This is a genomic window from Haloferula rosea (assembly GCF_016595525.1).
GTDB lineage: Bacteria > Verrucomicrobiota > Verrucomicrobiia > Verrucomicrobiales > Akkermansiaceae > Haloferula > Haloferula rosea.
The window spans coordinates 132,713-145,754 of the sequence record NZ_JAENII010000009.1; the positions used below are offsets into that span (position 1 = coordinate 132,713).

Below are 13,042 nucleotides of genomic sequence, written 5' to 3' on the forward strand. Positions count from 1 at the left end.
GGCGTGAGCCATTCAGAGCCAGGGAACTTCAGGAGGCATCGTCACGAACTCTCCATCGATGCAGAGGGGGCGTCCGTCGAGGGTGACGCGTGAGCCTCCGGTCAGGCTGGCGATCAGGTCCCAGTGCAGGGCGCTCTTGTTGTGATTGCCGGTTTCGGGATAGCCGGCGCCGAAGGCAAGGTGGAAGGAACCACCCATCTTCTCGTCGAAGAGGATCTGGCCGGTCGGCTTGTTGATGGCACGATTCGTGCCGAATGCGACTTCGCCGATCCGGCGGGCACCATCGTCCTGATCGAGCATGGCAATGAGGAAGTCCTCACCCTCGTCGGCAGTCACTTCGGTGGCCCGGCCGCTCTCCATGACGATGCGGGCGTTGCGTACGGCATGGCCTTGATAGACGCATCGTTTGTCGAAGAACACGACGCCCTCGGCTCCTCCGTTGGGAGCATCGAGGTTGGGCCCGGAGTAGACTTCTCCGTCGGGGAAGTTCTTCCGCCCCGGGCTTGAAAGCCAACGCATCCCGCTGATGTCGACGGTGAGGTCGGTGCCGGCGGGAGTCTGGAAGTGCAAGGAGCGTCCGGTCATCAACTCTTCGGCCAGTTGGCATTGCCAGCGATCGAGATCCTGCCAGAAGCCCACCGGGTCCTGCTGATTCAGCTGGCAAGCACGGATGACGAATTGCTGGTAGTCGCGCAGGCTCATGCCGGCGTCCTGCGCATAGGCATCGGTCGGGAACAGGGTGGTGGACCAGAGGAGTGGCGTGTGCTCTGCAGCCAACCCCGGGTCATCCGCGGCGGCGGCCCGCTTGAAGAACAACTCGCGGCTCTTCTGGTTGGCCCGCGCGGCCCGCTGGGTAATGGCGGGGTCGAACTTGTCCATGGCCCGAAGGTTCGTGCTGGCACCGAGGTTGATGGTGGCATCCACGATTTCGGTCTCGAGCCGGGTGACGGGGTTTTCCCAATCCAGTTGATCGGGTTTGGCGAGCTCGAAGAAGGCTTCGTTGAGCGACTCGGGCCTGCAGTTCACGATGGGCATGCCTCCGGCTTGGAGCACCCGGCGATGGACGGCTTCCAACAAGGGGGTGGCGGCGGGCTGTGCGGTGATGCGCACGATCTTGCCCGGTCGAATGTCCGTGGCGTGACGGACGAGGACGTCGGCCCAGCGGTCGAGGTGAAGTTGGGTGAGCATGAGGGGAGGTTGGAGGAGGCTCAGGGTTGGATCGGCCAGGCGTCGGTCCGGAAGGAAGATGCGGGAAGGCCTTCCTTGTTGGCAAAGTTCGGGGCGTCGGCATTTCCCCACGCGAAGCGGACGGCGACGGGAGTGCGGACCTTGTCGCTTGAGACGATGAGGGTGTCGCCATCGATCGTGGCTTCGGCCGGAACGAATTTGCGGTCCTTGCCGGCGATGGTGAAGTGGCTCAATGGCTCTCCGTCGGAGCTGGCCAGTCCGCTGCCGGTTCCGGTGCACTTGATCCGGATCGACCCTGCCTGGACTTCGTGGTCCTGATAGAGCGGGCCGGAGTCGACGAGGTCGGAGCGACCGTAGTCCCTCGCCAAGGCCATGAGGGCAAGCCGCTCGGCGACGGGCTTCTTCTTCTTCGGGTGGATGTTGGTGGCATCCCCGACATCCATCGTCACGGCCATGCCCGTTCTGGGAAGCGAGAGTGTCTTCATTTGTGCCTCCCTGAGGAAGGCGACGGGGATGGGCTCCTGTTTGTAGTGGAACGGGGCGATCTGGACGAAGTAGAACGGGAAGTCGCCGGCTCCCCAACGCGTGCGCCAGTCCTCGATGAGGGCGGGGAAGAGGCGGGCGTATTGTGATGGGTTGCGGACGTTTGATTCTCCCTGATACCAGATGACTCCACGGAAGGCGTAGGGGATCAGGGGGTGGATCATGGAGTTGTAGAGAACGGCGGGACTCCGCTGGTTGAGGCCCTTTGGAACGCCCTTTTTACCCGCGTACAGGGCTCCTGACGACTCGGCGATGGCCGGGTAGCCGGCGAGCGTCTTGTCGAACTCGGGGAACTCGCGGCCGAGTTTCTCCGGGCTGATCCATGCTTCTGCAGAGGAGCCGCCCCAGTTGGTCGAGATCAGACCGATCGGAACATCCAGTTCCTGGTGAAGTCGCGATCCGAAGAAGTAGGCCACGGCGCTGAAATTCAGTACGGTCTGCGGGGTGCATGCCGACCAGTTGGCGCGCATGTCGTCCTGAGTCTCAAGAGCGAGGACCTGAGGGACCTGGCAGAAGCGGATCCCGGGATGCTTCGCTTTCGCAACGTCATCCTTCCAGTGATCGAGCCCGAACCCCCTCATCTTCCACTGCATGTTCGACTGTCCCGAGCAGATCCAGACTTCCCCGATGAGGACATTCTTGAGCTGGATTTTCGAAGAGCCGGATGTGATTTGGATTTGGAACGGCCCTCCTGCGGAAGGGGTGTCGAGGGTGGTCTTCCAGCGGCCGTCATGGCCTGTGGTGGTGGTCGTTGTTTCCTGATTCCAGGAGGTGGTGATGGTGACTTCTGCCTTGGCCGTCGCGGTTCCCCAGATGGGCGCCTTGGCTTGTTGCTGCAGGACCATGTGGTCCGCGAAAATGCCGGCGACCTTCAAACTTGGTTTCGGGGCTTTCTTCTCTGGCTCGGCATGGCCGGTGAGCAGCAGGTTGGCGAGGACCCCGAGGACGAGGGAGAAGGTTCTGGTGCTCATGGTTTTGATGATGGAATTCGCGGATTCAAGGGCCCCGGTAAAGGGAATCAGGGAAGGGGGAACAAGCAATATCGACCGTGATGCGCCTGAAATGAACTTATTGATGAATTCTATGATTTAGGTGTCCCGAATCCCTACGCATGACAACCACACCTATTGAACGAGAGGTGGAATCTGGCTGGTGTTTGACCCTACCGGGAGGCGAAGGAGAACTTCAGAAGGAAGCCCGTGGCAGGAGCCCATCACAGGAACTCATGAGGAAGCATTTTCAACGTATCAAACCCGTGTGGGCCGGTCTGGTCATGACGTGTGTGGCCCTGTTCGGAGCTGACCTCATGGCGGCTGAGGCATCGGGGCGGGAACGTCTGAACTTCGACGAAGGCTGGCTCTTCTTGAAAGGGGACCCGAAGGGGGGGGCGCAACCGGGGTTTGATGACTCGGCCTGGCGTCGCGTGGACTTGCCGCACGACTGGAGCATCGAAGGGCCCTTCGACAAGGACAACCCGAGTGGGCCGTCCGGCGGATACCTGCCATGCGGGACGGGATGGTATCGCAAGGTGTTTCATGTTCCGGAGGGAGATGAGGGGCGAAGGATCTTCATCGATTTCGACGGCATCCACATGAATGGGGAGGTCTGGATCAATGGGCACCTGCTTGGCAAACGACCCTACGGCTACCTTGGCTTCGGTTTTGATCTCACCGAGCATTTGGATTTCGGAAAAGAGAATCTGCTCGCCGTGAGGGTCGACAACTCGCTGCAACCGGCATCCCGGTGGTACACGGGTTCGGGGATCTACCGGCACGTGTGGCTGACCTCCACGGATCTCTTGCGCGTGGAACGTTGGGGCACCCGGGTCACCACTCCGAAGGTGGCAAAGGAGCGTGCGGATGTGGTGATCCAAACGGCGGTGGTCAACGGACATGAAGAAGGTCGCGGGTTCGAGCTCGTGCAGACCGTGATCGACGCTGAAGGCACGGCGCGCGGAAGCGTCTCGTCGTCGGTCGAACTCAGTGCCGGCGAGCGGCGGGAGATCTCCCAGCAGCTGGTCCTGAAACATCCCCGTCTGTGGTCGCCGGATGCTCCGAATCTCTATCAGGTTCGAACCGAGCTACGTCAGGGCGAGCGGCTGATCGACCGGTATGTCTCGCCGCTGGGAGTTCGTGAGGTGAAGTTTGATCCTGACCGTGGTGTGATTCTCAATGGAGAAGGCATCATCATGCGTGGGGTGTGCAACCACCACGATCTGGGCCCGCTGGGTGCGGCGTTGTGGGATGATGCGCTCGAGCGTCGTCTGCTGATGTTGAAGGAGATGGGCTGCAATGCCATCCGGACCGCCCACAATCCATCGAGCCCGGAGCTCCTGCACCTTTGTGACAAGCTTGGTTTCCTGGTGGTCAATGAAACCTTCGACGAGTGGCGCCGGGGATGGGCGTTCGAAGATGGCAAGCTGGTTTCCAGCAAGTCCAACAAGGGGAAGGCGAAGTATGGCTACAACAGACTCTTCGATGATTGGGCCGAGCGTGATTTGACGGACCACATCAAGCGGGACCGGAACCACCCCTCGGTCATCATGTGGAGCGTCGGCAACGAGGTGCCTGAGGCGCAGAAGCACGGTGAGCTCGACACGCTGAAGTGGCTGAAGGCTTTGTGCCATGATCTGGATCCAAGTCGGCCGATGACGGTCGGGTGCAACTTCATCGCCGGGGCCAACGAGAGTGGGTTCGCGGGCCTGCTCGATCTGGTCGGCTACAATGGCGGGGGAGGGTCCTGCTTCCAGTATGAGGAGGACCACGAGCGCTTTCCCGAGCGCTTCATCTATGCCTCCGAGGTGCCGCATTCCCTGCAGACCCGCGGTGAATACCGGACCCGCTCACGCTATCGCGAGCCGGAGCATCAACCGGCCCACCTGACCGAGGAGGAGGTCTTTCCTGAAACCCATCCCCGCTACGAGTCGTCCTACGACAATGCCGGAGTGAGGATCAGTTCGCGGGATTCCTGGCGTCTGACAAGGGACCTTCCCTTCGTGGGTGGCGAGTTCCGATGGACGGGGTTCGACTACCTCGGTGAATCCGGCGGCTGGCCCAGGGTGATCGGGAACTTCGGGATCATCGACATTTGCAACTTTCCGAAGGATACCTACTACTTTTATCAGAGTCAGTGGACGGATGAACCGATGGTGCATCTTCTCCCGCACTGGACATGGCCGGGCAAGGAGGGCGTCGAGATCCCGGTCTGGTGCTATTCGAACTGTGACAGCGTAGAGCTGTTCCTCAATGGCGAGTCACTGGGACGGCGTGAGTTCACCGCGGATCAGGACATGCACCTGCAATGGATGGTGCCTTATCAAGCCGGCGAACTGAAGGCGGTGGCGGTGAAGGACGGCAAGGAGGTCGCGGTGTCGCGCACCACCACGGCTGCGGAACCATCAAGAATGAATCTTTCGGCGGATCGATCGGTCCTGAGTTTCGAGGACCGTCAACTTTCCTACGTGACCATCCGCATTGAAGATGAACACGGGAACTTCGTGCCGAAGGCGGCGGTATCGGTCGGGTTGCAGGTCGAAGGGCCCGGTCGCCTGGTTGGGGTTGGCAGTGGGGATCCACTGAGCCATGAAGATTTCCAAGGCAGCACCGTGACTTCATTCAACGGGCTCGCGCTGGCGATCGTTGCTGCGACGGGGGAATCGGGGGAGATCATCCTGCGTGCCTCCGCTGAGGGAATGGCGACCGAACAGGTGAGGATTGCGGTGGAAGAGCCAAGCGCTCCGTCCGAGCTGTCAGCTGCCGATCGTGTGCTCGACAATCGATAGCGGTTTGTCCGACCGGATCTTCGCCCGCAGTTCGCTGGAGGTGATTTGCCCGGCTTCGACACGAAGCTCGAGGAGTTCCGGCAGGTTGACGGTCCGTGTCAGATCGAGGGGGCATGCCCGCAGGTCGAGTGACTGGATCATCAATCCGTCGAGGCTGAGGAGATCGACCGGGCCGTTGCTCTCGAGCCGGAGCGACTTGAGGTTGAGGTGACGGAGTACCGAAAAGGCCTGATCATAGGTGTCGAAGCGGAAGGGTGGCTCGAAGCGTACGGTGAGTGAGGCATCCTCCTGGTTGTAGATGAACCCCTCGGGGTTCCAGCCGGGATTGATGAACTTGAGGAATGTCTGGATGACCGGCCCGTAGTTTCCCGGGTCGCTACGGGCAAGCACGTCGTAGGCAAGCATCGTGTCGATGAAGGCCGAGGGCTCGGTGTCCTCGCGCGTGGGCCTTGTCTTCTCATCCACAATCTTCATGAACGAGATCAGGACGTCGGTGTCGGGACGTGAGTTCCGGTTGAATTCGTAGTCCTTGAAGCGCTGGGCAATCCATGCCTGATTCGGCGGAACATGCTCACCGACGACGGGGAGCAGTGCGTTCGCGGCCGCGAAGTTCATCTCGTGACAGGCCAGCCTGAACTGGAGGCGCTGGGTGGTCAGGCTCTCGGGATTCATCGCCATGGCCACGTCCGCAAGCTGTGAAACCTGTTGATGGGTTTCCAGGGGAGCGGTGCCACGGAGAAAGCTGTGGTTGAGATCCATGCAGGAACTCGCCAGGTCCTCCGCGAGTTTCACCCGTGCGCCATCGAGGGAGTCGATCTGCGCGGTCAGGTTCTCGGCGGTTTCCTCCAAGGATTGTGCCTTCGTGCGAAGTTCTTCGGCTCGCTTGCGTTCCAAGGATGCGAGTTCCCGATGTCTCTGGACGCCCTGGATGAAAAGGACGCTGATGACGGTCAGGCCGATCAGGGCGACCACCGAGACTGCGGAGGCGAGTTGGTTGCGCTGCACGAAGCTTACGATTTCGCGACGGAATCCGGGGTTCTCGGCGGTGGTGGTGTAGCCGGTGAGGTAGCGTGAAATTTCCTGTCTCAGTTCATCGACGCTCTGGTAGCGGTCGTTCGGATCAAGAGCGACGGCCTTCATCACGACGGCGTCGAGGCTGGGTGGGATCTTGCGGTCCGGGCAGCGCACCAAGGGCGGGATGATCTCACCCTTGCAGGTCTGCGAGAGGATTTCCTCGGCCGAATCAGCGGTGAAAACCGGGACCTTGGTGAGGATGGTGTAGAGGATGCAGCCGAGCGCGAAGACGTCGGTCCGTTCGTCCTTCACCTCGTCGGGATCGGCCTGCTCGGGTGCCATGAACCCGGGGGTGCCCTTGATTTCCCCGCTGAGGGTAAGCCCAACCCGGTCGGCGATCTCGGGGGTGACGGGGCCGATGTCCCAAGTGGTTTCCTCACCGATGCGTTTGCCCATTCCCCAGTCGCAGACCAGAACCTCACCGAATCGGTCGACCTGGATGTTCTCGGGCTTGAGGTCGAGATGGAGGGTGCTGCGGGAATGGGCGTAGGCCAGAGCATGGCAGATCTTCACGAAGATCTCGAGCAACTCCCGATCGTTGGCGGGCTGCCAGTTTGCCGGGGCCCGGCCTGGAACCACATGACTGGCAAGCGTCCTGTCGGACTTCAGGTCCATGGTAAAGTAGGGCCTGCCCTCGGCATCCACTCCCGCATCGTAGATGTTGATGATGTTCGGGTGGACGAGGGAAGACGTCAGCCATGCCTCATGCACGAAGCGGTCAAGGTGCTCGGGTCCGAGGTCGGGGCGGGGTCTGGCCAGCGCGAGCCACTTCTTGGTCCGGCTGTCGAAGACCTTGGAGACTTCCTTGGATCCGCCTCGGGCCAGAAACGATTCCTCACGGTAGCGGGTCTCCGTTTCCGAGAGCTCGAGGTAGAGCGGGCAGATGGCCTCGATGGCGGCCTCGTCGAGTTGGTTGGCTTCGTGGTAGGCAGCGACCAGCCGCGGGTCGCTGAGACGCCGGGAGGTATCGGGTTTCATCCTGCGGCGGGCGGCTCGAGTTCAGCGGTGATGGCGCGGATCTCGAGATAGAGGCGCCTCTTGACGCGCTTTCGCAGAGTGTAAACGGAGGAGACCGTGAGCTTCGTGATGCTGGCGATCTCGGCCGCGGAGTGTCCATCAAGGAAGAGCTCGTAAGCTTCCATGGCATTGCCCCGGAAAGCGGGGCGCACGCGGTCCATGGCCAGCTTGCCGATGTATCCGGCCCACTCGTCCTCGATCATCTGGGTGATCTCGGAGGCATCGCGGCCATTGAGCCAATCGACCTCGCGGTCCTCGATGTAGTCGGCCATCCGTTTCTTGCGGTAGCGCTGCTTCGACAGGTGGGAAAGCGCGGCGTGCCGGATGACGGCGCTCAGCCAACTGCGGAATCGGCCTTTGCTCCGGTCGTAGCCCGGCAAATCACGGGTCAGGGTAACGAGGATCTGCTGGCTGAGGTCTTCGATCTCGTCCGTCGCGACATTCATCTCCTGGAGAATGTAGAGAATGAACCGTCGGTATTGTTCGACGAAATCCCTCCACGCGCCTTCATCCTGCGGGTTGCAAGCCCGCCGGATCAGGGTGTGCATGGTGGCATCTCGCTCGCTCATTCCTGCCTTTGCTAGCGGTTGCCGGGCCAGATGGCGAGGGGATTTGGGATTGGCGTGCGCGGGTTCTGCCCGACGAAGGTATGGTTGGAGAAGTCGGTTGAAGCTGTTTTCAGTGTCTTTGATGATTCAATCAGGCCGTCTCGGTCCGGGAGTTCATAAATTTTTCATGTGTCTGTCCCAATTTGTCTCCTGGGTTCGCACAGTGCTTGAAGGTCGAGTTGTTGATCTCAAGTTGTTCCGTTTGGAGCTGGCTCTGGAGATCACCTGTCGGCGGAGAATGAATGTCTACCCCCTACTGAATCCATTGCTTGCCGATATTCGCGATCGCCCGAAAGGCGTCTCGCGGGTCAGCACGGAAACTGAGCTACGAAACGATATGAAACCAACATTGACCCCCTACCTGGCCACCGCAGGACTCGCAATGGTGCTGGCAACCAACGCAAGTGCTGCATTGATCGTGGGCGCTGCGCCAACGACCAATGTTATCCACAACTCCATTGCCGGAGCGATCAACTCGAACATGCTCGATGAGGACGTCAACAGCAACCATGGTCGGGCAGACAGCTTCACCCTTGGGACATCCCCGAGTGGAACATTTGACATCACCTCGGTGACCTTGGCCAAGAATGGGAATCAGACCTTTGAGGCCGGTGACACCATGACTGTGTTCATCGCGACGGGAGGAGCAACCGAGTGGGCGAATGGCACCGGACACAACACCGCGGATGACGGCACGAACTACTTGGTCGATACCGGCATGGTCCTTCAGGTCCAAGAGGTCTTCTCTCTGGTTGGCCTGATCACCGGTGCGGATTTCGTGACCTTTGAGTTTGCCAGCCCTGTGACTGTGGATGACGACACTGAGTACACGGTGGGGTGGGTGTTTGAGGAAGGTTCTTCAACGGCTACCGGGCCTGATCGTTTCGGATACGACGAAAACACGAATGGAGGACGTCTTTCCATTGTGGACGGCGCCTATGGTGGTGCCAGTTCCCGTGGAATCAGCTTTTCCGTGCAGGGCGTCCCTGAACCATCGGTGGCTCTCTTGGGCGGTTTGGGTCTCTTCGGCCTGCTTCGCCGCCGGCGTGATTGAATGGTTGCTGCATCTTGAATTCACGAACCGGTGTCTCGATTGAGACACCGGTGTTTTTGTGCTACGACGATCTCCCCATGCCGAAACGTTCCCGCCAGCCCGTCTCCGTTCTCTTCCATTCTGATTCCGGCGATCCGGACATGCTCTACCTGAGTCGGTTTGATGCCTTCGATCCCTACCTGGCATTTTCGATCGGGAAAAAGAGGTTTGGCGTGGCACCGGACATGGAGTTCGGGCGGATGGTGAAGGAGTCGGCCTTTGATGAGATTCTGCTGCTCTCCGAGATTCGGAAAGGCGCTGCCCGGCGGTTCAAGGTGCCGAAGGGCAAAGCACCAAGCATTCCTCAGTTGATCCGGCATCTGGCCAAGCTTCATGGCATCCGGACCTTCCGTGTGAGTTCCCGCTTTCCGGCAGGGTTGGCCTTCGAGTTGAAGGATGCGGGGCTGAAGATCGAGGTGGCGGGCGATGAAGGGGTGTTCCCCGAGCGGGTGATCAAGACTGCGGAGGAAGTGGAAGCGCTGCGGAAGGGCAACCAGGCGAGCGCAGCCGGATTCCGGGCGGTCTCAAAGGCCCTTGCCGAATCGAAGGTGCGGCGCGGCAGGCTCGTTCATCAGGGGCGCACGCTGACGGCGGAGCGTTTGCGTGAACTCATCGCCCAGGCATCGATGGAGAAGGGAGCCATCGCGCTTCATACGATCACGGCTCCGGGAGATCAGGCGGTCGACTGTCACAATGCCGGCCATGGTCCGATCCGGCCGGGCGAGTTGATCGTGGTCGACATCTTCCCGCGTCGACCCGCTGATGGCTACTGGGGGGACATGACGCGCACCTTTCTCAAGGGGGAGGCAAGCGACGAGCAGAAGCGCCTGGTGCGGACGGTCAAGAAGGCCCATGCGCTGTCGCTGGAGATGATCAAGCCGGGTGCTTCGGGCGGGAAGGTCCACCGGGCGGTGGAAGACTTCTTCGCCAAGGAAGGTTACGAGACGACGAAGGACAGCAATGATCTGAAGGGGTTCTTCCACGCCTTGGGGCATGGGATCGGGTTGCAGGTTCATGAGAGCCCGGTGCTGCACGCCAAGGCGGACTGGCGATTCAAGAAGGGGATGGTGGTGACCACCGAACCCGGGTTGTATTACCGGGGTCTCGGCGGTGTGCGGATTGAGGACATGGTCCACCTCGTGCCGGGCGGCAACGAGCTGATCTCAAGGGCTCCCTACAAGTGGCAGATCGCCTGAGATCCTCTTTTCGATCGGAGCCGTGATGGTCCGGGCGGTGTCGCGTGCGCAGACCCTCGATGCGTCGAGGACCTTCCGCCCGCAATGACCAGGATCACCTGGGCAGGCTTCGGAGTTTGGGTGAATGGTCGGCGTTCTCGATCTTGGTGATCGTTTCCCGGACCAGCGCCAGGTTCTTGTCAGGGGTCGCCTTGCCCTTGTTCTTGTCGACGAGCATCTGCTCGATTTTCCGCAGTTCGGGAAGCTGGGATTGGGCTTCCTTGCCGTAGAGTTGGAGGGCTTTCAGGCATGGTGCCCATCGGCGCGCCAGCCCCCAGCGTCCGGGTTCGAGCACTTTCAGGCACAGGGGAATGCCTTCCTTGATGTGATGCTTGGCGAGGTAGTTCAGGCCGTTGAGGCGAATGAGGTCGCCGAACATGATGCCGCTCGGCGCCTGCTTCTCGACGGCCTCGTAGATGGCAGGCAGGAGCGGTTCAATTTCCTCGTAAGTGAGGTTGTTGAAGATGCTGGTGATGGTTCCGCGTGCGCGGCCGTCCTGATTCTGGAGGATGGCCTCGACCGCATCCTGGAGGTCGTCCCGATCGATTCCATCGAGTGACTTCGAGATCATGCCGGTGGATCTGCCGGCCATGGGTTTCTGGAAGAGCGAGAAGGCGAGGTAGCGCTGGGTCATGTTGCGCGGGTCATCCTTCGACTGCCCCGATGCGAGCTTCAGCAGGTCAGGAATGGCGACCCTTCCGGCGGGGCCGACGGCAGCCAGGGCCTCAGCGGCCTGAATCCGCAACCACATGTCATCCGACTTCAGTTTCTTACGCAGCAGAGGGACTGCTGAACTTGCGCGAGCTCCGAACTTCCGGATCGCCGCGCAGGCCCCCAGTTGTTCCTCGTAGGTGCCGGACTCGAGCATGGTGATCAACTGCGGAACCACGTCCGCCTTTCGCGATGCCAGCTCCTTGGCGCAGCGCAGGCGGAGTGTGGGTGACCAGCTTCCAAGTCCCTGGGTGAGGGTCTCGACGTCATAGCGCTTGTAGCGCTTCATGCCGTCGCGGCGGCTCCAGTCTTTTCCTGCGGCGATGACGAGGGTGGCCTCGGATTCATCGGCGGGGGGGATGCAGCTCGGCTTCTTGCCGGTCAGGCGGAGCGACCTACGATGCAAGGCGTAGCTCAACAGGTAGGCACCCGTGCTGTCCCAGCCGGCGAAGGAGTTGTCCTTCTTCGTCCGTCCGGGGTTTCCCTGATAGAGGTAGGTGCCGTCGTGGCGCCTTGCGAGGTCCAGGTACCAGCCGAATTCCTCCATCCATGCGCCGGTGGCATGGGGGCCGAGGCGGGAGACACCGGGAAGAGCCCACAGGATGTTGAGGTAGTTGCCGGTGTGCCCACCGTCGCGTTCGGCATTGTGCGAAGCCGTGGCCATCCGGGAGAAGAAGGCGGTGTGCTTCTTGTCGCCCATCAAATCGAACATCACTGCCGCGGCGCTGCACTTGCCGTTGTCGTCGTGCGTCTCGACCCACGGTTCGTGATCGCCATACGGAATGGCACCCTTGCCCGAGTAGAAGGAGAGGATGAGGTGGCTCTTCTGAATCGCGCGATCGAGAGCGGGATCGGACACTCCTGCCTCCTTGGCGAGGACGAGGGACATGGTCAGACTGAGGGCGGGGGCATTCATGGCGCCGTAGCCCATCAGGATGTGATCCGACTTGCGGGCGAAGGTGTGGCCCCAGGTGCCGACGATGCTCTGGCCATTCGCGATCTCGAGGGTGATGCGCTTGATGCCGGGCAGGACCGAACGGTCACCGGTGGCGAGGTAGTACTCGGTGAGCAGGAGGTTGGCATAGCCGTAGTACCATGATTGGAAACCCTTCAGTTCGGTGATCTTGTAGTTGGCCGCCCACTTGGCCTCTTCCGCGACGAGGTCCATGTATTTCTCTTCTCCGCTGGCGAGCAGGGCGAGGGCGTTCAACGAACGAATGATGGCGTTGCCGCGTTTGTTGGAGGAGCGCATCTGCTTGGCGAGCGCTTCGCATCCGCGCTCGAAGATGGCCTTGGACTTGGGACAGTCGTAGGGAGCGGTGGCCGAGTAGGTGCCCAGCACGGGCAGGGTGATCTTCACCTCCTCCACGGCGCCAGCCCTCCAGCGTGTGATGGGAAGTTCGCCGGTCTCGGCCTCAGCTGCGGAGATGGCCTTGCCGAAGGCCGTGCGTGCGTCGGAGTCGAAGGGCTTGCCGAAGGTGCCGAGGATGACATCGCCCTTCTTGAGGACCTTGGAGGCAGGTGAATTCGGTGCGACGGCGGTGATCAGGATCTGGCGTGATCGGGAGGTGTCGACCTGGTGGGCATGGATCCATCCGCGAGCGCCGGTCGGGCCGAGGTTCCAGTCGTGGTGCTGATCCCGTTTTCCACCGGCGGTCAGGTCGGGTGGCTCTGGGGTCGTTTCGATGGCGGGAGCGGCGTGCAGCCATGCGCCAAGGCAGAGCATGACGAGGCAGGCGATGGCGGGCATCGATCGGAGTGCCCGCTGGGATGGGGTTGGGTTCATGGTGTG

The 13,042-nt window shown here is 61.1% G+C and carries 8 protein-coding genes; 3 read left to right on the forward strand and 5 right to left on the reverse strand.

Annotated elements, in window-relative coordinates:
- Positions 1 to 12 precede the first annotated feature (12 nt).
- Together JIN81_RS12580 and JIN81_RS12585 are read right to left on the reverse strand one after the other, a co-directional pair.
- A complete protein-coding gene (locus tag JIN81_RS12580) occupies positions 13 to 1,188 on the reverse strand; it encodes an aminopeptidase (RefSeq protein ID WP_200280077.1) in 1,176 nt (391 codons plus the stop codon).
- Between the two features lie 20 nt (positions 1,189 to 1,208).
- Positions 1,209 to 2,702, reverse strand: coding sequence for a sialate O-acetylesterase (locus JIN81_RS12585; RefSeq protein ID WP_200280080.1), 1,494 nt, complete (start codon positions 2,700 to 2,702; stop codon positions 1,209 to 1,211).
- Positions 2,703 to 2,956: 254 nt separating this feature from the next.
- Here JIN81_RS12585 and JIN81_RS12590 point away from each other — a divergent pair, with 254 nt between their 5' ends.
- Positions 2,957 to 5,512, forward strand: coding sequence for a glycoside hydrolase family 2 TIM barrel-domain containing protein (locus JIN81_RS12590; RefSeq protein WP_200280083.1), 2,556 nt, complete (start codon positions 2,957 to 2,959; stop codon positions 5,510 to 5,512).
- Here the strand turns inward: JIN81_RS12590 and JIN81_RS12595 are convergent.
- Together JIN81_RS12595 and JIN81_RS12600 are read right to left on the reverse strand one after the other, a co-directional pair.
- Positions 5,480 to 7,564 carry a serine/threonine protein kinase gene (locus JIN81_RS12595; RefSeq protein ID WP_200280086.1) on the reverse strand — a complete coding sequence of 695 codons (2,085 nt, stop codon included), beginning with the start codon at positions 7,562 to 7,564 and terminating at the stop codon, positions 5,480 to 5,482. The genes JIN81_RS12590 and JIN81_RS12595 overlap by 33 nt on opposite strands.
- Positions 7,561 to 8,172, reverse strand: coding sequence for an RNA polymerase sigma factor (locus JIN81_RS12600; protein ID WP_234044844.1), 612 nt, complete (start codon positions 8,170 to 8,172; stop codon positions 7,561 to 7,563). The genes JIN81_RS12595 and JIN81_RS12600 overlap by 4 nt, the downstream gene beginning before the upstream one ends.
- Before the next feature lie 97 nt (positions 8,173 to 8,269).
- Here JIN81_RS12600 and JIN81_RS12605 point away from each other — a divergent pair, with 97 nt between their 5' ends.
- Positions 8,270 to 9,265 carry a hypothetical protein gene (locus JIN81_RS12605; protein WP_200280092.1) on the forward strand — a complete coding sequence of 332 codons (996 nt, stop codon included), beginning with the start codon at positions 8,270 to 8,272 and terminating at the stop codon, positions 9,263 to 9,265.
- 77 nt (positions 9,266 to 9,342) lie between these two features.
- Positions 9,343 to 10,500, forward strand: a complete 1,158-nt coding sequence (locus tag JIN81_RS12610; protein ID WP_234044845.1) for a M24 family metallopeptidase — start codon at positions 9,343 to 9,345, stop codon at positions 10,498 to 10,500.
- 94 nt (positions 10,501 to 10,594) lie between these two features.
- Here JIN81_RS12610 and JIN81_RS12615 read toward each other — a convergent pair whose 3' ends face one another.
- Positions 10,595 to 13,036, reverse strand: coding sequence for a DUF6288 domain-containing protein (locus JIN81_RS12615; protein WP_200280098.1), 2,442 nt, complete (start codon positions 13,034 to 13,036; stop codon positions 10,595 to 10,597).
- Between the last annotated feature and the right edge of the window lie 6 nt (positions 13,037 to 13,042).

Excerpts from the sequence above, each read along its gene's own strand:
- JIN81_RS12580 (WP_200280077.1), bottom strand. The coding sequence starts at position 1,188 with ATGCTCACCCAACTTCACCTCGACCGCTGGGCCGACGTCCTCGTCCGT.
- JIN81_RS12585 (WP_200280080.1), bottom strand. The coding sequence starts at position 2,702 with ATGAGCACCAGAACCTTCTCCCTCGTCCTCGGGGTCCTCGCCAACCTG.
- JIN81_RS12590 (WP_200280083.1), top strand. The coding sequence starts at position 2,957 with ATGAGGAAGCATTTTCAACGTATCAAACCCGTGTGGGCCGGTCTGGTC.
- JIN81_RS12595 (WP_200280086.1), bottom strand. The coding sequence starts at position 7,564 with ATGAAACCCGATACCTCCCGGCGTCTCAGCGACCCGCGGCTGGTCGCT.
- JIN81_RS12600 (WP_234044844.1), bottom strand. The coding sequence starts at position 8,172 with ATGAGCGAGCGAGATGCCACCATGCACACCCTGATCCGGCGGGCTTGC.
- JIN81_RS12610 (WP_234044845.1), top strand. The coding sequence starts at position 9,343 with ATGCCGAAACGTTCCCGCCAGCCCGTCTCCGTTCTCTTCCATTCTGAT.
- JIN81_RS12615 (WP_200280098.1), bottom strand. The coding sequence starts at position 13,036 with ATGAACCCAACCCCATCCCAGCGGGCACTCCGATCGATGCCCGCCATC.